This is a genomic window from Nocardioides sp. CFH 31398, assembly GCF_022436705.1.
Taxonomy (GTDB): domain Bacteria; phylum Actinomycetota; class Actinomycetes; order Propionibacteriales; family Nocardioidaceae; genus Nocardioides.
Map to the genome: position 1 here is coordinate 211,296 of NZ_JAKUHT010000008.1, position 20,464 is coordinate 231,759.

Annotated in this window: 24 protein-coding genes; 12 read left to right on the forward strand and 12 right to left on the reverse strand. The window is 74.9% G+C overall.

Annotation, left to right across the window (positions count from 1 at the left end; translation table 11 throughout):
* The 3 genes from MJ876_RS08635 to MJ876_RS08645 are packed head-to-tail and all read left to right on the forward strand — an operon-like array spanning position 1 to position 2,635.
* Positions 1-729: a response regulator transcription factor gene (locus MJ876_RS08635; RefSeq protein WP_240235857.1), complete on the forward strand. Its 729-nt coding sequence runs from the start codon at positions 1-3 to the stop codon at positions 727-729.
* Between the two features lie 14 nt (positions 730-743).
* Complete coding sequence (locus MJ876_RS08640) at positions 744-2,243, forward strand: cell wall metabolism sensor histidine kinase WalK (RefSeq protein ID WP_240235858.1); 1,500 nt, start codon at positions 744-746, stop codon at positions 2,241-2,243.
* Entirely contained in the window at positions 2,240-2,635 is a 396-nt protein-coding gene (locus MJ876_RS08645; RefSeq protein ID WP_240235859.1) for a DUF5709 domain-containing protein, read from the forward strand. Before MJ876_RS08640 ends, MJ876_RS08645 begins: the two co-directional genes overlap by 4 nt.
* A gap of 42 nt (positions 2,636-2,677) precedes the next feature.
* On the opposite strand, the gene MJ876_RS08650 is transcribed toward MJ876_RS08645, so the two are convergent.
* The 3 genes from MJ876_RS08650 to MJ876_RS08660 form a co-directional block, all read right to left on the reverse strand.
* Complete coding sequence (locus MJ876_RS08650; protein WP_240235860.1) at positions 2,678-4,276, reverse strand: MXAN_6640 family putative metalloprotease; 1,599 nt, start codon at positions 4,274-4,276, stop codon at positions 2,678-2,680.
* 65 nt (positions 4,277-4,341) lie between these two features.
* A complete protein-coding gene (locus MJ876_RS08655) occupies positions 4,342-5,940 on the reverse strand; it encodes an MXAN_6640 family putative metalloprotease (RefSeq protein ID WP_240235861.1) in 1,599 nt (532 codons plus the stop codon).
* A 137-nt stretch (positions 5,941-6,077) separates the two neighbouring features.
* A complete protein-coding gene (locus tag MJ876_RS08660) occupies positions 6,078-6,476 on the reverse strand; it encodes an adenylyltransferase/cytidyltransferase family protein (protein WP_240235862.1) in 399 nt (132 codons plus the stop codon).
* A 43-nt stretch (positions 6,477-6,519) separates the two neighbouring features.
* Here MJ876_RS08660 and MJ876_RS08665 point away from each other — a divergent pair, with 43 nt between their 5' ends.
* Positions 6,520-7,791, forward strand: coding sequence for a DUF445 domain-containing protein (locus tag MJ876_RS08665; protein WP_240235863.1), 1,272 nt, complete (start codon positions 6,520-6,522; stop codon positions 7,789-7,791).
* Between the two features lie 429 nt (positions 7,792-8,220).
* Here the strand turns inward: MJ876_RS08665 and MJ876_RS08670 are convergent, their stop codons facing one another.
* The 4 genes from MJ876_RS08670 to MJ876_RS08685 all read right to left on the reverse strand — a co-directional run bounded on the left by MJ876_RS08670 (position 8,221) and on the right by MJ876_RS08685 (position 10,305).
* Positions 8,221-8,451 (reverse strand): RNA-binding S4 domain-containing protein, encoded by a 231-nt coding sequence (locus MJ876_RS08670; protein WP_240235864.1) that lies wholly within the window; start codon positions 8,449-8,451, stop codon positions 8,221-8,223.
* Positions 8,452-8,459: 8 nt separating this feature from the next.
* Complete coding sequence (locus MJ876_RS08675; protein WP_240235865.1) at positions 8,460-8,831, reverse strand: FKBP-type peptidyl-prolyl cis-trans isomerase; 372 nt, start codon at positions 8,829-8,831, stop codon at positions 8,460-8,462.
* Positions 8,832-8,878: 47 nt separating this feature from the next.
* The gene (locus tag MJ876_RS08680; RefSeq protein ID WP_240235866.1) at positions 8,879-9,322 is read right to left on the reverse strand and encodes a CBS domain-containing protein; all 444 of its coding nucleotides are present in this window, start codon (positions 9,320-9,322) and stop codon (positions 8,879-8,881) included.
* 98 nt (positions 9,323-9,420) lie between these two features.
* Entirely contained in the window at positions 9,421-10,305 is an 885-nt protein-coding gene (locus tag MJ876_RS08685; protein ID WP_240235867.1) for an inositol monophosphatase family protein, read from the reverse strand.
* A gap of 49 nt (positions 10,306-10,354) precedes the next feature.
* Here MJ876_RS08685 and MJ876_RS08690 point away from each other — a divergent pair, with 49 nt between their 5' ends.
* Positions 10,355-10,834, forward strand: a complete 480-nt coding sequence (locus tag MJ876_RS08690; protein ID WP_240235868.1) for a DUF2231 domain-containing protein — start codon at positions 10,355-10,357, stop codon at positions 10,832-10,834.
* A gap of 9 nt (positions 10,835-10,843) precedes the next feature.
* On the opposite strand, the gene rsgA is transcribed toward MJ876_RS08690, so the two are convergent.
* Genes rsgA through MJ876_RS08705 form a run of 3 tightly spaced genes read right to left on the reverse strand, consistent with a single transcriptional unit; the run spans position 10,844 to position 13,727 of the window.
* Positions 10,844-11,887 (reverse strand): ribosome small subunit-dependent GTPase A, encoded by a 1,044-nt coding sequence (rsgA, locus tag MJ876_RS08695; protein ID WP_240235869.1) that lies wholly within the window; start codon positions 11,885-11,887, stop codon positions 10,844-10,846.
* A 7-nt stretch (positions 11,888-11,894) separates the two neighbouring features.
* Positions 11,895-13,190 carry a 3-phosphoshikimate 1-carboxyvinyltransferase gene (aroA, locus tag MJ876_RS08700; protein ID WP_240235870.1) on the reverse strand — a complete coding sequence of 432 codons (1,296 nt, stop codon included), beginning with the start codon at positions 13,188-13,190 and terminating at the stop codon, positions 11,895-11,897.
* A gap of 6 nt (positions 13,191-13,196) precedes the next feature.
* On the reverse strand, positions 13,197-13,727 hold the full coding sequence (locus MJ876_RS08705; protein ID WP_240235871.1) for a DoxX family membrane protein: 531 nt from the start codon (positions 13,725-13,727) through the stop codon (positions 13,197-13,199).
* Between the two features lie 49 nt (positions 13,728-13,776).
* Between MJ876_RS08705 and MJ876_RS08710 the strand changes: the two genes are divergently transcribed.
* From MJ876_RS08710 to MJ876_RS22425, 5 genes are all read left to right on the forward strand, one after another.
* Positions 13,777-14,601, forward strand: a complete 825-nt coding sequence (locus tag MJ876_RS08710) for an SOS response-associated peptidase (protein ID WP_240235872.1) — start codon at positions 13,777-13,779, stop codon at positions 14,599-14,601.
* Positions 14,598-15,251, forward strand: coding sequence for an alpha/beta family hydrolase (locus MJ876_RS08715; RefSeq protein WP_240235873.1), 654 nt, complete (start codon positions 14,598-14,600; stop codon positions 15,249-15,251). Before MJ876_RS08710 ends, MJ876_RS08715 begins: the two co-directional genes overlap by 4 nt.
* Positions 15,252-15,426: 175 nt before the next feature.
* Positions 15,427-16,080, forward strand: coding sequence for a sigma-70 family RNA polymerase sigma factor (locus MJ876_RS08720; RefSeq protein WP_240235874.1), 654 nt, complete (start codon positions 15,427-15,429; stop codon positions 16,078-16,080).
* Positions 16,077-16,370, forward strand: coding sequence for a mycothiol system anti-sigma-R factor (gene rsrA, locus MJ876_RS08725; RefSeq protein WP_240235875.1), 294 nt, complete (start codon positions 16,077-16,079; stop codon positions 16,368-16,370). The genes MJ876_RS08720 and rsrA overlap by 4 nt, the downstream gene beginning before the upstream one ends.
* 52 nt (positions 16,371-16,422) lie before the next feature.
* Complete coding sequence (locus tag MJ876_RS22425; protein ID WP_369759046.1) at positions 16,423-16,497, forward strand: 50S ribosomal protein bL37; 75 nt, start codon at positions 16,423-16,425, stop codon at positions 16,495-16,497.
* Positions 16,498-16,629: 132 nt separating this feature from the next.
* On the opposite strand, the gene MJ876_RS08730 is transcribed toward MJ876_RS22425, so the two are convergent.
* Positions 16,630-17,907 (reverse strand): GDSL-type esterase/lipase family protein, encoded by a 1,278-nt coding sequence (locus MJ876_RS08730; RefSeq protein WP_240235876.1) that lies wholly within the window; start codon positions 17,905-17,907, stop codon positions 16,630-16,632.
* 124 nt (positions 17,908-18,031) lie between these two features.
* Entirely contained in the window at positions 18,032-18,451 is a 420-nt protein-coding gene (locus MJ876_RS08735; RefSeq protein WP_240235877.1) for a thioesterase family protein, read from the reverse strand.
* A gap of 118 nt (positions 18,452-18,569) precedes the next feature.
* On the opposite strand from MJ876_RS08735, the gene MJ876_RS08740 reads away from it, so the two are divergent.
* A complete protein-coding gene (locus tag MJ876_RS08740; protein ID WP_240235878.1) occupies positions 18,570-19,082 on the forward strand; it encodes a SigE family RNA polymerase sigma factor in 513 nt (170 codons plus the stop codon).
* Positions 19,079-20,440: a hypothetical protein gene (locus MJ876_RS08745; RefSeq protein ID WP_240235879.1), complete on the forward strand. Its 1,362-nt coding sequence runs from the start codon at positions 19,079-19,081 to the stop codon at positions 20,438-20,440. The genes MJ876_RS08740 and MJ876_RS08745 overlap by 4 nt, the downstream gene beginning before the upstream one ends.
* Positions 20,441-20,464: the final 24 nt, after the last annotated feature.

The window sequence follows — 20,464 nt, forward strand, 5'->3', positions numbered from 1 at the left end:
ATGAGCGACCTCACACAGCCCGACCTCGTGCGGTCCGACGGGTCGCCCCTGCGCGTCCTGGTCGTGGACGACGAGCCCAACATCGCCGAGCTGCTCAAGATGGCCCTGCGGTACGAGGGGTGGGACGTCAGCGTGGCCCACACCGGCGGCAACGCGGTCAGCACGGCGAAGGACGTCCACCCGGACGTCGTCGTCCTCGACTGGATGCTGCCGGACCTGGACGGTCCCGAGGTGCTGCGGCGCATGCGCGCCACGGACGACGACGTGCCCGTGCTGTTCCTCACCGCCCGCGACGCCGTGGAGGACCGCATCGCCGGCCTGACCGTCGGCGGCGACGACTACGTGACGAAGCCGTTCTCCCTCGAGGAGGTCGTGGCGCGGCTGCGGGCCCTCGTGCGCCGCTCCGGAGCGCGTCGGGCGACCGCCCGGTCCGTGCTCACCGTCGGTGACCTGACCATGGACGAGGACAGCCGCGAGGTCGCCCGCGGCGGCGACGAGATCCTGCTGACCCCGACCGAGTTCGAGCTGCTGCGCTACCTCATGCGCAACCCGCGGCGCGTGCTCAGCAAGGCGCAGATCCTCGACCGCGTCTGGAACTACGACTTCGGCGGCCAGGCCAACGTGGTGGAGCTCTACATCTCCTACCTCCGCAAGAAGGTGGACGCCGGCCGCCCGCCGATGATCCACACCATGCGCGGCGCGGGCTACGTGCTGCGTCCCGCGGGCTGAGGTACGACGTCCTGGTGGCCCCCGTGCTCCGTCGACCCGTCTCGCTCACCGCGCGCCTCGTCCTGACGGTGGTCGCGCTGACCGTCGTCGTCACCGTCGTGGCCGGCGGGGTGACGAGCGTGGCCGTCGGACGGTTCCTGCACGACCGGCTCGACAACGAGGTGCGCGCGGAGCTGGCCCGCGTCACGCTGAGCCCGGACGGGTCACGGCTCAGCCCCGGCGACGGCGACGGCGACGAGCTCGGGCCGCCCCCCGGTCAGCCGGTCGGCACCGTGACGGCCCAGCTGCCCGGCGACGCCAGCGGCGGGGAGGGCTCCGTGCTCCTCCAGCGGGACCCTGGGGAGGCCGCCAACGTCCCGCTGTCCGAGGCCGACCTCGCCGTGCTCGCGCGCGTCCCCGACGACGGCGACCTGCACGACGTCGACCTCCCCGTCCTCGGGGAGTACCGGGTCGCGGCCGTCCCGGCCGAGAGCGGGGACGCCGCCAGCTTCGTGACGGGGCTGCCCACCGAGCCGGTCCACGAGGTGGTCAGGACCATGGTCCTGTGGGAGCTGCTGCTCCTGGTGCTCAGCGCGGTCGCGGCCTGGCTCGGCGGACGCTTCCTCGTCCGCCGTCAGCTCCGCCCGCTGCGCGAGGTCGCCGCGACCGCGGACGACGTCGCCCGCCTGCCGCTGGCGACGGACGAGGTCGACCTCCACGACCGCGTCCCCGGGCACCTCCGCGACGAGCGCACCGAGGTCGGCCGCGTCGGCGACGCCCTCGCGAACCTGCTCAGCCACGTCGGGACGTCGTTCGCCGCCCGCCGGCGGGTGGAGGAGCAGATCCGCCGCTTCGTCGCCGACGCCTCCCACGAGCTGCGCACCCCCCTCACGACCATCGGCGGCTACGTGCAGCTCGCCCGGCGCCGTCCCGACGACCGCGAGGCCACCGCGACGGCGCTGACCAAGGTGGAGGAGGAGTCGGCACGGATGACGGCGCTGGTCGAGGACCTCCTGCTGCTGGCCCGCCTCGACTCCGGGCGCCCGCTGGAGCGGCGCGAGGTCGACGTCACGAAGCTGATGCTGGAGGCCGTCGCCGACGCGCGCGTGGTCGGGGCCGACCACCGGTGGCGGCTCGACGTCCCGGACGACGCGCTCGTCGTGGTCGGTGACCCCCTGCGGCTGCACCAGGTGGTGACGAACCTGCTGACCAACGCGCGCAAGTACACCCCCGCCGGCTCGACCGTCACGGCCCGCGCCGCGCAGCGCGACGGCGCCGTCGTCCTCGCCGTCCACGACGACGGGCCCGGCTTCGACGACGACGCGGCGGCGCACGCGTTCGAGCGGTTCGCCCGGGGCGACCCGGCCCGGGTCCGGGCCGGCGGCGTCGGCCTCGGGCTCGCCCTCGTCGAGGCCATCGTCGTCGCCCACGGCGGTGCCGCCCACCTCGAGAGCCGCCCGGGCGACACCACCGTTTCGGTCACCCTGCCGGTGGGCGTCAGCGTCCCAGGTCCGGCCACTACGGTGGACGCATGAGCGAAGACCAGCTGCAGCCGGAGGACACCCTGGACGACCGCGGGGTCGACGACGTCCTCGACGAGGGCATCTCGCCCCCGGAGGCCTACCGCGGCGTCACCGCGAAGGGCACCACCACCGCCGAGCAGATCGAGGGCGAGACCATCGACGACCGGATCTCCCAGGAGGAGCCGGACGCGTGGGAGGCCAGCGAGGTCGACGAGGAGACGGAGGCCGCCGACTCGTCGGGCGTGGTCGACGGCGCCGTCGCCGGCGAGGTCGGCGAGGAGCGCACGGGTCGGCTCGGCGAGGACGTCGACGACCAGGGCAGCATGACGGCCGAGGACGAGGGCATCGACGGCGCCGGCGCGTCCGCCGAGGAGGCCGCGATGCACACCATCGAGGACGACTGAGGTCTCCTCGGTCCCACGGTCACCGAGGCCCGCGTCGAGCGCTCAGCGCACGGCGCGGGCCTCGACCGTGAACGGGCGCCCGCCGTCGCGACCGCGGCCCGAGGCGTTCACGAGGGTCACGGTCACCTGCCGCACCCGGGCGGACGCCAGGTCGGTGCGCAGGGTCGCCGTCCCGGCGGGACCGGTGAGGGGGACGTAGCGACGCTCGACGGTCCCGTCCGTGCGGTGGGTCAGCAGCGTGACCGCCGGCTTCGCCGCGCCGGCGGGTCCGTCGACCCGCAGGCGCAACCGGGCGGCGGTGCCGAGACCGCGGGAGCGCAGGGCGATCGTCGTCGAGGCCAGGTGCGCCGGTCGCACGGTGGTGCGGAAGTCGCGCGACGACCCGCGCAGGGTGGCCGTGGTGGCGACGGGCGCGGCCAGGCCCCACTCGCCGCCCTCGGGGTAGTAGGGGCTCGACCCGGGGTCGAGGTTGTCGGCGGCGAACCGCGTGTAGGCCTCACGGAAGTCGCCGCCGCGGGCGGCCAGCACCCGCCGCAGCGCGGGGAGGCCCGCGAGGCCGCCCCCGCCGGTGGCCGGCGCCGCGGCCCGCTCGAACGTCTCCCGGACCACGTCGTCGCCGTACCGGGTCGTGAGGTGCTCGAAGAACGCCCAGTTGCCGTACGCCGCCTCGAAGGCGCGCAGCGAGAGCCGCGGACGCCGGACCTGGCCGTCACCGAGGAACTGCCGGTTGTCGTCGACGTCGTCGGCGTACCGCTCCTCGACCCACGTCGCGGTGGCCTCGAGCAGCCAGCTCGCCTCGCCGGCGTCGTAGCCGAACTGCACGGCGTGGAGGAACTCGTGCGCCGCGGTGACGCGCAGGTTGTCGTCGGGCGTCTGCCGGTTGCCGTACTCGCGGACGTCGTAGTCGTTGTCCAGCACGCAGTACGCCGGCCGCACCCGCGGCTGGTCGCCCGTGGCGCGCTCCGGGGCGCAGTAGCCGTAGAGGCCGGCGCCGCCGATGTCGGCGAGGTAGACGTCGAAGCGGCGGTCGCCGCCCTTCGCCGCCGTCCCCGCGTCGGGGACGGGCGGGCGGAAGCCGAGGGCGTCGACGTGGTGGGTCCGGACGTCGCCCACGACTTCGAGGGCACGGGCCGCGAACGCCTCGGTGGCGGCGTCGCTCGTGGTCGTCACGTGGTGCACGCAGACGTGCTCGTCGCAGGACCGCTCGACGTCGCGGGTCCGGTAGCCGCCACCGAGGTCCGCCGCGGCGCCGTCGGTGGGGCGGGCGAGCAGGCTCCGCGCCCGGCTGCGGTCGGTGCCGCTGAGGTCGTCGACCACGAGGGCCAGGTCGAGCAGGGCGAGGCTCGCCTCGGTCGCGGCCGGGTCGCCGGGCTCCGTCAGGGCCTCCTCGGCGGCGTCCAGGACGGCACCGGGGTCGACCGGCGTCCCGCCGGCCGGAGTGCCGGCCGGGCTGCCGGTCGGACTGCCGGTCGGACTGCCGGTCGGACTGCCGGTCGGACTGCTGGGCGACGGTCCTGCGGCCGCGGCGGGGCCGGGCGCGCCCAGCCCGCCCAGCGCGATCGCCGCGGCGACGAGCGGGGCCAGTGCGACGGTGAGGAGCCGGGTGGTGGAGCCGGGGGCGGGGCGACGAGGGCGCAGCACGAGGGGCCTTCCGAGAGCCGGGCACGGCGGGGGATCGGGCGCGGCGGGTGGCGGGACGGGCGGGTTCAGCGTACGGCGCGGACCGTGGCGGACAGCTCCTGGCCGTCGTACCGCGGGCGACCGGCGCAGGCGTACGGCTGGCCCTTCCAGCAGTCGTAGCGCGCGGAGGCGTTGACGAGCGTGACGGTGACCTTCTCGACCCGGGCGGGGCCGAACGGCACCTGGACCTTGCCGCTCCTGTTGCCGCCGATCTTTACCGGTCGGGCCTGCACCCGGCCGTCCGCGAGGTGGATGATCACCCGCGCCGCCGTGCGCACCGGGGAGCCGGGCGTGCGGACCTTCACCCGCAGCACCCGGGGCCGCTTGCGGGGCGCCGCCTTGGGGATGATCGCGATGCTGCGGCTCGACAGGTGCGGGAGCGTGGCGGTGAAGCTCGTCGTCCCGCCCGCGCGCAGGCGCCGGGTCGAGGCCACCGGGGCGGGGGTGTACGCCGCCCCCTCCCGGTAGGCGCGGCCGGGCGTGAGGTTGCCGGCCGAGTAGACCGCGAGGAACGAGCGCAGCGAGCTGCCCTGCTCCGACAGGAAGCGGCTGAGCGCCTGCACGGAGTACTCGTCGGGCTCGCCGCGACCGGCGGCGACCCACTCCCAGAGACGCCGGACGGCGTCGACGCCGTACGTGTCGGCGAGGCGCTCGAAGAACAGCCAGTTGCCGTAGTGCGCCAGGCCCTCGGTGTCGAAGGCGTCGAGGGCCGTGCCCGGCCGGCCGAGCTGGCCCTGGGGCAGGTACTGACGGTTGTCGTCCGCGCCGGGCGCGAACTGCTCCTCCATCCAGACCGCCGTGGCCTCCATGAACCAGCGGTCCTCGCCGACGTCGTAGTCGAACTGCACGGCGTGGAAGAACTCGTGGGCCGCGGTGACTGCGAGGTTGCGTCCGGGGGGACCGTCGAACTCGGCGAAGTCGTTGTCGAGGACGCAGTAGCCCGACGCGCGGCGCTCCTGGCCGGGTCGGCCCTTCTCGGGGCTGCAGTAGCCGTAGTAGCCCTGCGCGCCGATGTCGGCCAGGTAGACGTCGAAGCGGCTGCGGCCACCGGGGGAGCCGCCGCGGTCCCCGTCGGGGGCGGGCGGGCGGTAGCCGAGCTCGTCCACGTGGTGCGCCCACACCCGGGCCATCACCGTGCGCACCCGTCGTACCCAGGCGAGGTCGGGGGGCGCGTCGGGTCCGTCGGTGACGTGGTGGACGCAGATCCGGGCGCCGCACAGCGGCTCGGCCTCGGGCCGGTCGTAGCCGTCGCCGTACGTGTCGCGGGCGCGGTCGGTCGGCCGGGCCAGCAGGGAGTCGGCGATCTCGCGCTGCTCCGCGTCGAGCCGCGGGTACGCCGTGAACAGCTCGGCGAGGGTCAGGGTCGGGGCGTCGACGCGCTCGCGCGGCGCGCCCTCGACCGCCGTCCGGGCCCGTCGGAGCACGTCGTCGCCGTCGGCGTCCGCGATGGCGGTGAGGCCCTCGAGCAGCTCCGGCAGCGGGGTGGCGGTGCGCGGGCCGGGGTCCTGGGCGGGGCCGGCCGCCGAGGCCGCCCCCAGCAGCGGACCCGTCGAGAGGCCCGCGGCGAGGGCCGTCGTGAGCAGGCAGGCCAGGAGCAGCGCCGGCAGGGCACGGGTCTGCTGCACGGTGCTCGCTCTCGTCGGGGGAGGACGATCGGAGCCGTCCCGGGGCTGCCCGTCGAGAGTAGGGGCCCCGGACGCGTGTGGCGTGTGTGACGCGCGGGGCGCGAGGGATCCGGCGAGGGGGCCCGCCGGAGGGTGTGTCAGCCGGTGGAGGAGATCTTCTCGATCAGCGCGGTGGTCGAGATGGCCGGCGTCCGGGTCAGGTAGACGACCTCGCAGACGTCCTCGAACTCGTCGAACCGGCCGGCCCAGTCGTCGCCCATCACGAGGACGTCGGCCGAGTGCTCGAGGATGTAGTCGCGCTTCTGCTCGAGGCTCTCCTCGACGAAGACCGCCGAGACCGGCTTGAGCGCGGCGACGATCTCGAGCCGCTCCTCCTGGCTGAAGACGGGCTCGCGTCCCTTCTTGCGGAGGTTGAGCGCGTCGGCCGAGACACCCACCACCAGGCGGTCGCCGAGGGCGGCGGCGCGCTCGATCACCCGGAGGTGGCCGACGTGGAACACGTCGAAGGTCCCGAAGGTGATGACCGTGCGCGACATGCCCGGGATTCTGGCACGGGCCCAGGTGCGATCATCGGCGGCGATGAGCACACCGACCCTCGCCCCCATGGTGCAGGCCGATCCGGCGGCCGACGAGCTCCGACGCCGCGGTCTGCGCCGCATGCGCACGGTGGCCACCTCCCTGTTGGTCCTCGCCGCCGTCGTGTACGTCGCGACGCTGGGCCAGGGCGGCTTCCTCGGCTTCGTCAACGCCGGCGCCGAGGCTTCGATGGTGGGCGCGATCGCGGACTGGTTCGCGGTCACCGCCCTCTTCAAGCACCCGCTGGGGCTGCCGGTCCCGCACACCGCGCTGATCCCGCGCCGCAAGGACGACCTGGGCAAGGGGCTGCAGGAGTTCGTGGGGGAGAACTTCCTCGCCGAGGCCGTCGTCCGCGAGCAGGTGACGAACGCCGAGCCGTCCCGGCGTGTCGGCACCTGGCTCTCCGAGCCGGCCAACGCGCGGCGTGTCGTCGACGAGGCGGTCGAGGTCGCGACGATCGCGCTGTCGAAGGTCCGCGACGACCAGATCGCGGACCTCGTCGAGGGCGCCGTCCTCCCGCGCTTCCGGGAGGAGCGGGTCGCACCGCTCGCCGGGTCGCTGCTCGCTGAGGTCGTCCGGGACCGCGTGCACCACGGGCTCGTGGACCTGACGCTGAACGAGATCCACCGCTGGCTCAGCGAGAACCCCGACCGGTTCGCGGAGATCGTGGGCTCCCGGGCGCCCTGGTGGGCGCCGCAAGCGCTCAACGAGGCGGTCACCGGGCGTCTGCACACCGAGGCGATGCGGTGGCTGACCGACATCCGCGACGACCCGTACCACGAGGCCCGGGCGGCGCTGGACTCCATGCTGGAGCAGCTCGCCCAGGACCTGCTGTTCGACCCGGCCACCCAGGAGCGTGCCGAGCGGCTGAAGGAGCGGGTGCTCGAGCACCCGCAGGTGCTCGCCACCGCCGTGTCGCTGTGGCAGGCGTTCCGGCGGGCGCTGCTCACCTCGCTGCGCGAGCCGGACGGCGAGGTCCACCGTCGGCTGCTGCGCGAGCTGACGGCCTTCGCGGAGCGCCTCGTGACCGAGGCCGACCTGCGCTCCCGCCTCGACGGCCGGGTCGCGGACGCCGCCGTCTTCGTCGTCAGTCGCTACGGCGAGGAGGTCACCGCCGTCATCAGCCGCACCATCCAGCGGTGGGACGGCAAGGAGGCCTCCCGCCGCATCGAGCTCCACGTCGGGCGGGACCTGCAGTTCATCCGCATCAACGGAACCGTCGTCGGTGGCCTCGTCGGCGTCGTCATCCACGCCTTCGCCGTCCTCATCGGCTAGCCAGCCGCCACGGCCGGGCTCGCGAGGCCGCGACCGAGCGGTGTCGAGTCGGCACATCTGCGCAGGCTCGGGGCGTCGAGTCGGCACGTCTGCGCAGCCTGGGGGTGTCGAGTCGGCACGTCTGCGCAGGCTGGGGGTGTCGAGTCGGCACGTCTGCGCAGGCTGGGGGTGTCGAGTCGGCACGTCTGCGCAGGCAGACGCCACGTCGGCCGGGATCGGGACGACCGTCCAGCCGTCGCAGTGCCCGGAGCGAGGCGTCATCCACAGTCCCGGCGGCGGACGGGAGTAGTCGCCTGACGATCAGTCGTCCGGGAGGGATCGCGACGACCGTCCCGCAGGGGAGTACGTCGATGGCACGGCCCAGGTGTGGACGAGCTGCGCAGACGTGCCGACTCGAGCCTCGTGGGCTGCGCAGACGTGCCGACTCGGCTACTCGGGGGAGGCCGCCACGACGGCGGAGCGATCGTCGAGGGAGACGACGTCGCCCACGGCCAGCAGCCGCCCGCGCTGGATCTCGGGGTGGCCGTTGACCGTGACCAGGCCCTCGGCGACGGCGGCCTTCGCCTCGGCGCCGGAGTCGACGAGGTCGGCGAGCTTGAGGAACTGCCCGAGCCTGATCGAGCCCGACACGGGCACCTCGACGGGCTCCTGCCCGGGCACGGGCGGGGTCAGCGGACCGACACCAGGTCGACGACGAAGATGAGGGTCTCGCCGGGCTTGATGACGCCGCCGGCGCCGCGGTCGCCGTACCCCAGGTGCGGGGGGATGACGAGCTGGCGGCGGCCGCCGACCTTCATGCCGGGCACTCCCTGGTCCCAGCCCGCGATGACCTGCCCCACGCCGATGCGGACGTCGAGGGGCTGTCCGCGGTCCCAGGAGGCGTCGAACTGCTCGCCGGTGGAGTGCGCGACACCGACGTAGTGCATCGACACCTGCGAGCCAGCGGTGGCCTCCGGGCCGTCTCCGACGACGAGGTCGGTGACCTCGAGGTCGCTCGGCGGGTCGAAGTCGGGGAAGTCGATCTCGGGACGCTCAGCCATGCCCCGAGCCTACGAGGTGGCGGTCCGCGGCCGGGGCCCGGCGGGGGTCAGGACTGGCGCAGGTAGCTGTCGAGCTGGTCCCGCTCGAACTCGAGCTGGCCGATCCGGCTCTTGACCACGTCACCGATGCTGATGATCCCGACGAGCGACCCGCCGTCCAGGACGGGCACGTGACGGACGCGGTACTCCGTCATCGTCGCCATGACCTCGTCCACGGAGTCGGAGGCGCCGCAGGTCTGCACCGTCGAGGTCATGATCGCGGAGACCGGCCCGTCGAGGACCCCCGCGCCGTCCCGGAGCCGCCGGACGACGTCCCGCTCGCTGACGATGCCCGCGACCGGGCCGGTGTCGCTGTCGCGCACGACCACCGCACCGATGTTGTGCGCGGCCAGGAGCTCGACGAGGTCGCGCACCGCGGCGTCCGCGGTGATGGTGACCACCGTCCGCCGCGCGCCGCTCGCCTGGGCGTCGAGCACCTCGTGGATCCGCATCCGGGCCTCCTCCGTCGACGTCCGACGCGTCAGGCGTCGAGTGGGCGACAAGGTAACCCCGGGGCGGGTCCCTGACCAGGGTGAGAGCCCGGGCCTGCTCAGTCCTCGGTGCGGGGGCGGCGACGCAGGTGGGACACCGACCCGGGTCCGAAGGCGCGGACGTCCGGGTCGCCGTGGTCGTGGGCGGCCGTGCCGAGGAAGGACAGCGCGACGTCGTGCAGGTGCCCGTTCGAGGCTAGCGCGCTGCCGCCCCACGGTCCGTCCTTGCCCGCGAGCGAGGTGAACCGCCCCCCGGCCTCCCGCACGATCACGTCCAGCGCGGCCATGTCGTACGTCTCGAGCTCCGGCTCCGCGGCGAGGTCCACCGACCCCTCCGCGAGGAGCATGTAGGACCAGAAGTCGCCGTACGCGCGGGAGCGCCAGCAGCGGCGCGAGAGGGTCACGAAGTCCTCGAGGCGCCCCTGCTCGTCCCAGCCGTCGAGGGAGCTGTAGGAGAGGGAGGCGTCCTCGATCCGGCGGACGTCGGAGACCTGGATGCGACTGGCCCGGACCAGGGAGCGTCCCGTCCACGCGCCGTTGCCCTTCGAGGCCCACCAGCGGCGGGCGAGCTGAGGGGCCGACACCACGCCGCACACGACCTCGTCGTCGACCGCGAGGGCGATCAGCGTCGCCCAGACCGGGACGCCGCGGATGAAGTTCTTGGTGCCGTCGATCGGGTCGACGATCCAGCGCCGCTCCGCGTCGCCGTCCGACCCGAACTCCTCGCCGGTGATGGCGTCACGGCTCCTGACCCGGCCCAGCGTGCGCCGCAGACCCTCCTCGACCGCCTTGTCGGCGTCGGTGACGGGGGTCAGGTCCGGCTTGCTCATGACGTGCAGGTCGAGGGCCTTGAAGCGGGCCGTCGTGAGGGAGTCCGCGTCGTCGGCGAGCAGGTGCGCCAGACGGAGGTCGTCGGTGTGGTCGGTCGCTCCCAGCAGCGGCATGGCCTCAGGCTAGGGCCTGCCCCCTCACGCAGGTGCCTACCCTGTGCGCATGGAGATCGCCGGGCTGCCCGCCCACGCCCTCGTCGTCCACGCCGCGGTCGTCCTCACGCCGTTGGCGGCGCTCCTCGCCGTCCCGTACGCCGCGGTGGCGCGGTGGCGCTGGGCGCTGCGGTGGCCGCTGCTCGGCCTGGCCGTGGTCGCGGGGCTGTCGATCGTGCTCGCCTGGTTCACCGGCGGCTCCTACCTGGACGCGAACCCGTCGCTGGAGCAGGTCCCCGCCGTCTCCACGCACGCCGCGCGCGCGGACGTGATGCTGTGGGTGGGCCTGGCGTTCGCGGTCGTCGCCGTCGCCGCGGCCCTCGTGCTGGGCGGTCCGACCGGCCTCGCGTCGGGGCGTGGCGGTCGCGAGGTGCGCAGCGTGGCGGTCGACCGCGGTCTCGCCGTGGTCCTCGTCGTCGCGGCGCTGGCCGCCCTCGTGCTCGTCGTCCTCACCGGGGACGCCGGCGCTCGCGCGGTCTGGGGCGGGTAGGGCGCGGACTCAGTCGCCGGCGTCGCGGACGCGGGCGGCGAGCAGGCGGCGGAGGCTGTCGACGCGCTCCGGCTCGACGCGGCCCTCCGCGACGGCGAGGTCGAGGCCGCACTCCGGGGCCTCGGCGGAGTGGTCGCAGCCGCGGGAGCAGTCCGCGGCGGCCTCGTCCAGGTCCGGGAAGGAGCGCAGCAGGTCGTCGGGGGAGACGTGCGCCAGCCCGAACGACCGGATGCCGGGGGTGTCGACGATCCAGCCGTCCCGCCCCTCGTCCGGGGCGGCGCCGTCGGCGGCGGGCAGCGGCAGCATGAGCGCCTGGGTCGAGGTGTGACGGCCGCGCCCGGTGACGGCGTTGACGCCGCCGGTCTCGCGGTCGGCGCCGGGCACGAGCGCGTTGACGAGCGTCGACTTGCCGACGCCGCTGGGCCCGACGAGCACCGAGACCCGCCCGGCGAGCGCGTCGCGGACGGCGGCCGGGTCCTCGCCGCGCCGGCTCACCACCCACGGCACCCCGAGGCTGCGGTAGGTCGCGACCAGCTCGTCGGGGGACGCCAGGTCCGCCTTCGTGAGGCACAGCAGCGGGTCCATCCCCGCGTCGTACGCCGCCACCAGGGCTCGGTCGATGAGCCGGGCGCGTGGTTCGGGGTCGGCGAGCGCCGCCACGACCACGAGCTGGTCGGCGTTGGCGACGACGATGCGCTCGACGGGGTCGTCGTCGTCCGCGGTGCGGCGCAGGGTCGTCGTCCGCTCCCCGACCTCGACGATCCGCGCGAGCGTGCCGTCGTCACCGGAGACGTCGCCGACGAGGCGGACCCGGTCGCCGACGACGACGGCCTTGCGGCCGAGCGGCCGCGCCTTCATCGCGGTCACCGTCGGGTCGTCGGCGCTGCGGTCCGCGAGCCGCACCCGCAGGCGGCCGCGGTCGACGCGCATCACGGTGCCGTCCACCGCGTCGTCGTACGACGGGCGCTCCTTCGTGCGCGGTCGGGTCCGGCGCCGGGGCCGGTCGTAGTGCTCCTGGTCCTCCTCGCCGTAGCGCCGGGCCCCGCGTGCCATCAGGCGCTCACAGCAGGCCGGACCAGACGTCGGCGAAGCCGGGGAAGGTCTTCGACGTCGTCGCGACGTCCTCGACACCCACCCCGGGGACCACGGCGCCCACCACGGCCGCCGCGTGGGCCATCCGGTGGTCGGCGTAGGTGCGGAACACCGCGCCGTGCAGGCGGGCGGGCCGCAGCTCGAGGCCGTCCTCACGCTCGGTCACGTCCGCACCGAGGCGGCCCAGCTCGGTGGCCAGGGCGGTGATGCGGTCGGTCTCGTGACCGCGGATGTGCGCGACGCCGCGCAGCACCGAGGGCGAGCCGGCGAGTGCGCAGAGCGCGGCGATGACGGGGGTCAGCTCGCCGACCTCGCGCAGGTCGAGGTTGACCCCCGCGAGCTCGTCGGGCCCGGCCACGAGGAGGCCGTCGTCGCCCAGCTCCGCCGTGCAGCCCATCAGCGGCAGGATCTCGCGCAGCCGGTCGCCCGGCTGGGTCGTCGATCGCGGCCAGTCGCGCACCAGGACGCGTCCGCCGGTCGCGGCGGCCAGCGCCAGGAAGGGGGCGGCGTTCGACAGGTCGGGCTCGATCGCCGTGTCGAGCGCGGCGACCGGGCCCGGCGCGACCGTCCAGCGGTCCGGCTCCGACCCCTCGTCGCCCGGGGCGGTGACCCGGACGCCGTGGTCGCGCAGCATGGCGACCGTCATCTCCAGGTGGGGCAGCGACGGCACCGGCTTGCCGTCGTGGACGACGTCCACGCCCTCCTCGTACGACGGCCCCGCGAGCAGCAGCGCGGAGACGAACTGCGAGGACGCCGAGGCGTCCAGCACCACCCGGCCTCCGCGCACCGAGCCGCGCCCGACGACGCCGAACGGCAGGAACGGTCCGCCGTCCACGTCGACGCCGAGGTCGCGGAGCGCGTCGAGCAGCGTGCCGACCGGTCGGGTGCGCATGTGCTCGTCGCCGTCGAACGCGACGCGACCGGTCCGCAGCGCGGCGACGGGCGGCACGAACCGCATGACCGTGCCGGCCAGGCCGCAGTCGACCCGGGCGTCACCGGACGCGTCCACGGCCGGGGTCACCGCCCAGTCGTCACCCGAGGAGTCGACGCCGTGCCCGAGCGCCCGCAGCGCGGACGCCATGAGCTCGGTGTCGCGCGACCTCAGCGCCCGCCTCACGACGGACGGGCCGTCCGCCGTCGCCGCCAGCAGCAGGGCCCGGTTCGTCAGCGACTTGCTGCCCGGCAGGCGCACGGCGACGTCCACCGGCCCGTCGGCGACGGGCGCGGGCCAGACCGGTCCCGCGAGGTCGGTCGGACCCGCCACCGACACTCAGCTGGCCTTGGCCGCCGCGATCCTCGCGGCGTTGGCCATGTCGCGCTGGAGGTGCTTCGCCTCGCGCTTGGCGTCCTTGGCGGCGCGGCGCGCGCGCCACGCGACGCCGGGCTTGCCCTCGGTGTCGACACCGGCGAGCAGCAGGCCGCCCAGGGTGGAGACGTTCTTGAAGAAGGCGAGACGCTTGGCCTTGGCCTCGGCCGGGTCGGACTCGTTCCAGAACGCGTGGCCGGCGATCGTGGTCGGCACCAGCGAGGCCGCGAGCACCGAGGAGGACACGCGGGGGTAGCGACCGGTCGCGAGGGCGGCGGCGGCGACGATCTGCACGACGGCGTTCACCCGCACCAGGGTGGTGGGGTCCTCGGGGATCGGCGCGGAGGGGACCGCCTGCTTGGCCGCGGGCACGACCCGGTCGGTCACGGGCTGGGCCTTCGGACCCAGGGCCTCGGCGTTCTTCAGCGCGTTGGCCGCGCCGATGAAGAACACGGAGGCGAGCATCGGCCGGGCGATCAGTCTGATGGCGGTCATGCGCCATTCCTACAGCATGCGACCGACGTCGGAGCCGTACGCTCGGATCATGTGCGGCCGCTACGCCTCGACCCGTGACGCCGACGCCCTCGCCGAGGAGTTCGAGGTCGTCGAGCAGGTCCTCGCGGCCCCCGTCGAGCCCGACTGGAACGTCGCACCGACCAAGCCGGTCCCCGCGATCGTCGAGCGTCCGCCCCGCGGGGACGACAGCGGGGACGACCGTGCGGACGGCGGTGCGGGCGGCCGTGCGGACGCCGGGCCCCAGCGGCAGCTGCGGACGCTCACCTGGGGCCTCGTGCCCTTCTGGGCGAAGGACCCCGGCATCGGCAGCCGCATGATCAACGCCCGGACCGAGACGGTGGCCGAGAAGCCCGCCTTCCGGCAGGCGTTCGCCAAGCGCCGCTGCCTGCTCCCGGCCGACGGCTACTTCGAGTGGTACCCGACCCAGCAGCGGGGGAGGGGCGGCAAGCCGCTCAAGCAGCCCTTCTTCATCCGGCCCCACGACGGTGGCGTCCTGGCCATGGCCGGCCTCTACGAGATCTGGCGGGACCCCGCCCGCGCGGACGACGACCCCGACCGCTTCCGCTGGACCTGCACGGTCCTCACCACGAGCGCCACCGACGAGCTGGGCCACCTGCACGACCGCATGCCGATGACCGTCGCCCGGGAGTCGTGGGGGGCCTGGCTCGACCCGACCCGCGAGGAGGACGCGCGGAGCCTGCTGGTGCCCGCGGCGCCGGGCGCGCTCACGGCGTACCCGGTCTCGACGGCGGTCGGCAACGTGCGCAACAACGGTCCGAGCCTCGTCGAGCCGCTGCCGCTGGAGGACGTCGACCCGGAGGTCGCGAGCCAGGCGACGGGCGGCCCGGGGTGAGCGTCCGCGACCTGGACACCCCGCACGGTCCCGCCCGTCTGGAGGTGGCGCGTGCCCGCAGCCCGGTGGCGACGCTGCTCGTCTCCCACGGGGCCGGGGCGGGTGCCGACACCCACGACCTCGAGGCTCTCGCCGCCCACCTGCCCCGGCAGGGCGTCACGGTCGCCCGCCTGACCCAGCCGTGGCGGGTGGCGGGGCGGAAGGTCGCCACGGCGCCGCCGACGCTGGACGACGCCCTGCTCGTCGCGGTCGACGCGCTGCGGCGCTCCCGTCGTCCCCTCGTGCTCGGGGGGCGCTCCGCCGGGGCCCGCTCCGCCGCGCGCTGCGCCGTCCGGGCGGGCGCCGAGGGCTGCCTGGCGCTGTCCTTCCCCCTGCACGCACCGGGACGGCCCGAGCGCAGCCGCCTCGACGAGCTGACCGGCGCCGGGGTGCCGACCCTGGTGGTGCAGGGCGAGCGGGACCCGATGGGCACCCCCGACGAGTTCCCCGCGGACCTCGACGCCTCCGACGTCCACCTCGTCGTCGTTCCCGACGCGGACCATTCGCTGCGGACGCCGAAGCGCTCGGTACTGGGCGCCGACGACGTCGCCGCCATCCTCGTCGAGGCGACCGTCGAGTGGCTGGGCCGCGAGGTGACCGGCAGCTCGTGAGGCCCCCCGCGGGGGCTGTTGCGGTACCCGTCGACGGGTGGGGGAATGCTCGGTCACGGGGCCGTGTTCTGCCGACATGCTCGCAACGCTCACCACGACGGAGTCGCCGACGTACGTCGACGGTCCTGTCTCGACGGCCCCCGGGGCTGACGGCCGAGGGCTAGTGTTGACGTCGATGACGAACACCGCAGCGGACGAGGTCGACACCGTCGACGTGGCGACCGAGACCCCCGAGGAGCGGGCCGCGCGCTTCGAGCGCGACGCCCTGCCGTTCCTTGACCAGCTGTACTCGGCGGGCATGCGCATGACCCGGAACCCGGCCGACGCCGAGGACCTGGTGCAGGAGACGTTCGCGAAGGCGTACAGCTCCTTCCACCAGTTCCGCCCCGGCACGAACCTCAAGGCCTGGCTCTACCGCATCCTGACCAACACCTTCATCAACTCCTACCGCAAGAAGCAGCGCCAGCCCCAGCAGTCGATGTCCGAGGACGTCGAGGACTGGCAGCTCGCGCGCGCGGAGTCGCACAGCTCCTCCGGCCTGAAGTCGGCGGAGACCGAGGCGCTCGAGCACCTGCCCGACTCGCAGGTCAAGGACGCGCTGCAGCGGCTTCCCGAGGAGTTCCGCTTGGCCGTGTACCTGGCCGACGTGGAGGGTTTCCCCTACAAGGAGATCGCCGAGATCATGGACACGCCCATCGGCACCGTGATGTCGCGCCTGCACCGGGGACGCCGGCAGCTGCGCGACATGCTCACCGACCACGTGAGGGCCAACGCCCTCGTCGCCGACGACACCGTCGAGCGCGCCGTGAAGAAGGGGGGAGCCCGATGAGCAGCCAGACCGTGCCCGGCCCCTCCGCCGGCGGCGCCGAGGACGGCGACGGCTGCGCCGAGTACCTCGAGCGCATCGTCTACTTCCTCGACAACGAGCTCGACCAGGCCGACGTCCAGCAGGTGCAGCTGCACCTCGACGAGTGTGCGCCGTGCCTGAGGAAGTACGACCTGGAGCGCACCGTCAAGGCGGTCGTCGCGCGCTCCTGCTCGGAGGCCGCACCGTCCGGTCTGGCCGAGCGCGTGCGGATGCAGATCCGCACGGTGCAGGTCCAGATCACCGACGGCTGAGGCGACGTGGGACGATAGGTCGCTGAGCAGGCATCGTCACGAGGAGGACACCATGGGCAAGACCGGACGCAAGCGCCGCGCGCGCAAGAAGAAGGGCGCGAACCACGGCAAGCGCCCCAACGCCTGAGGCGTGGCCCGACGAGCCCCCGACCACACGGTCGGGGGCTCTCGTGCGTCCGGGGCCGCCGGTCCCCGGGTCCCGACACCGGCGAGGCCCGGTGAGGGTCTCGACGGCCCCCGAGCGGCGGCCGGTGCGCCCTCAGCAGTCGACGGCGGGGGCGGTGCTCGCGGCCATGGCGGCGAAGCCGTCGTCGGTGGGGTGCAGCGAGTCGCCCGAGTCGTACGACGCCCGCAGGAGGGTCGGGTCCGCGGGGTCGCGGACGGCGCGGTCGGTGTCCACGAACCCGTCCAGCTCCTCGGTGGAGCGGATCCAGGCGTTGACGGCCTGGCGGTCCGCCTCGCCGGCCACGGTCGAGTAGCCGAAGCCCATGTAGGGGGTCAGGGTGGCCCCGACCACTCGGACGCCGTCCTGACGCGCACGGGCGATCAGCCGGCGGTAGCCCTGCACCAGCTCGTCGGCGTCGAGGGCGCCCTCCGTGGCGCCGATGTCGTTGATGCCGGCGAGGAGGACGACGGTCCGCACCCCGGGCACGGACAGCACGTCGCGGTCGAAGCGCGCCACGACCGGGTCCCCGGTCCGGCCGCCCCCGCTGAGCACGCGGTTGCCGCCGATGCCGGCGTTCACGACGCCGCAGCGGGTGGGCGGGACGTCGGCGGCGGCCTCGGCCGTCGGCCCCGCGGGCCGGAGCAGGCTCGCGGCGACCTGGTCGGGGTAGCGCAGGTCGGCGTCGAGGGTGGAGTTCGCGCCCGCGGTGATCGAGTCACCGACGAACACGATCGCGCCTGCGTCGTCGTCGGCCTCGACGTCGATGCCGGAGAGGAAGTAGCGCGACTCGTCGAGGGTGTCGAAGGCGTCACCGGCGTCGGTGACGTGCTCGCCGTCCGCGACGAACGACGTCGCGAACGCCGACGCCTGCCACGTGGCCTGCCCGGTCGGGCCGGGCAGGTGGATGCTGACCACGGCCTCGGCCAGGTCGGGCACGCGCATCCGGACCGGGTCCGACGCGACGACCTCCCCGACCGGGACGACGGTCGAGTCCTGGCCGTCGAACGTCACGGAGCGCAGGTCGACGATGTCCACCCGGGCCCGACCCCGGGTGTCCGAGCGGACCGCGACCGTGACCGCCCCGACCTCGAGCGGGCGCTCGCCGTACGCGTTCGACAGGCGCAGGCGCAGCGCGTCACCGCCCAGCGAGAGGCGGGCCACCTGACGGATCGTCACGTCGGTGAAGCCCTCGCTGGCCACCTCGTCGGCCTGCCCGCCGCCGTGCAGGGCGGCGCCCCACGAGCCGACCCAGGCGCGGCCGGGGGGCAGGTCGCCGGCGACCTGCTCCGACGTCTCGCTGGGCGACTGGGCGAGGAGGACGGACGCGATCGCGGTCAGGGTGACCAGGCCGAGCGCACTGAGGACCGCCATCGCGCGGCTACGGCGCGCAGGAGCCATCCGAGCCTCCCGCAGTGAGGTCCGGCCGTGCCGCGCGCGCCTCCCCACGCATCGCGACGACACAACAGGACGTGGACCTCCAGTGTGGCAGCGGGGACTAGTCCGAGGGGAGGAATCGGTGAATCTCCACCACCGCCCGGACGACCTCCCCCACGCCGACCTCGACCTCGTCGGAGGAGCCGTCGGCGGGGTGGACGGCGCGCACCGCGAAGCGGGCCCGGCGGCCCTGCGGGTCGTCGTCCGGGGAGCGTCGCGCGGTCACCTCGACGACCGCCCCGACAGGGCTCGGAGCACGGTGGTCCAGCTGCACCCGCGTGCCGACGGAGGTCGTGCCCGCCGCCAGCGTGGGCTCGAGCGCGGCGCAGGTGGCGGCCTCCATCCACGCCAGCAGCCGGGGGGTGCCCAGCACCGGCAACGAGCCGGAGCCGACCGCCTCCGCGGTGTCGCCGTCGGCCACCGTGAAGCGCAGCGTGGCCTGCACGGGGACGGCCGGGGTCGTGTCGTCGTGGTCGGGCACGCGTCCTCCGCGGGATCGTGGTCGGGGTGGGGCAACCTGGGACGATGCCAGACGTCCAACGGGTGTGACGACAGACGTGACCGATCTCGGGGCCGTGCGGGCATCGACGGCGCGCGCGGTGTCTTCGGACGACGGGGGACCACCGGTGGGGCTGGACGAGCTGTACGCGACGCACCGCCTGTCCCTGGTCCGGCTGGCCCTGCTGCTGGTGGACGACGTGGCCTCGGCGGAGGACGTCGTCCACGACGCGTTCGCGCGGATGGTCGCGCGGCGGACCCCGCTGCGCGACCCCCACGCCGCCCTGGCCTACCTCCGCACGTCGGTGGTGAACGGGTCCCGCTCGGCGCTGCGCCGACGCCGGACGGCGCGTGCCTACGCGCCCCCGGCCGACGTGGGACCCGCCTCGCCCGAGGACACCGCCGTCCTCGCCGAGGAGCACCGAGCCGTCCTCGACGGCCTGGCGCGCCTGGGACGCCGTCAGCGCGAGGTGCTGGTGCTGCGCTACTGGTCCGGCCTGTCCGAGGCCGACATCGCCGCAACGCTGGGCATCAGCCGCGGCACCGTGAAGTCCACCGCGAGCCGCGCCCTGGGCGCGCTCGAGCGGGTCATGACGCAGGAGGAGCAGGCATGAGCAGCGACCTGGAGAAGCGGCTGGCGGACGCCCTGGAGGCCCGGGCGTCGCAGGTCGGCCCCGAGCACCTGTCGCCCCGCGGCCTGCCCGCGCCGGAGCGGCGCGGACCCGCGCGCCCGGTGTGGGTCGGGCTCGCGGCCGCGGCCTGCCTGGCCGCGGTCGGGGCCGGGGTCGTGGTGCCGCGCCTGCTCGCCGACCCCGACTCCGCGGCGCCGCCGGCCGTCTCGCGACCGGACGTGCCCTCCGACGTCGGCCGCGACTGGACGCCGATCGACGGGGTCCGCAGCGAGCTCGACCTCGACGGGGACGGCGAGTCGGACGCGGTCGAGCTGCGCGGCGAGCCCGACCCCGGCTACGAGGGTCGCACCCGCCTCGACGTCGACCTGAGCGGCGGCGGGACGGCGTACGGCGTGGTCGACCTCGGCTCGACCCTGACGTCGTACTCCCCGCAGGGGGCGGACCTGGACGGCGACGGCACCGACGAGATGGTGCTGACCCTCGACGTCGCCGAGACCTCGACGAGGCCACTCGTGCTCGACCTGCGCGACGGGGTCCTCGTCGAGGTCGAGCAGCCGCTCGGGGACCGGACGCCCCTGACGGCAGGTCCGCTGCAGGCCGGCGTCGACCCCGACAGCGGCCTGGTGGAGCAGCGTGTCACGGACTGGTGGGTCGCCGACGGCACGCTGCGCTCGTCCGTCTCCGAGACCGCCTACCCGGCGCTGGGGATGAGCTGGTTCGTCCCGGACCCGTACGTCGCGCAGGTGGTCACCTGGCGCCTGGACGGGGACGTGCTCCTGTCCCGGCCGGCCGACGACGTCTGCGTGAGCCGTCTCGACGACGAGCGACGCCCGTGCGGGCCGGGGGAGCAGGACGGGTTGCCCGACCTCACGCCGGCCGCGGGCGACCTCGTCGCCACGGGCCAGACGGCCGATCTCGAGGGCGGCCTGCCCTCCCGGGTCCGGGTCGTCGACGCCGGGGGGCGTGACCGGGTGCTCCTCGGCGCTCCTGGCGAGCCCGGGTCCGGCTTCGAGAGGACGGGGACCCGGCTGCGGATCTTCACCACCGCGCCGAGCGCGGTCGTGGTCGACGCGGTGACGGCGGCGTACGACTCCGACGCGGACGACCGGCCCGACGGTGTGCTCGTGGAGTCGGAGGTCGGCGGGATCTCGGTGCTGGCGGCGCCCGACGACGACCCCGCCTGGCTGACGGCGGGCGGTGAGGTCTACACGACCTCCGCCGCCTCGGGCCGCGTCGGGCTCGGCCAGTGGGTCCGGGACGGCGACGAGCTCGTCGTCGTCCCGCTCGGCACGGTCTGCCTGCCCGACGACGGTGACGTCACCGCCGCCGAGCGCTGCTGAGGTCGACGGTCACCCGGACGCGGG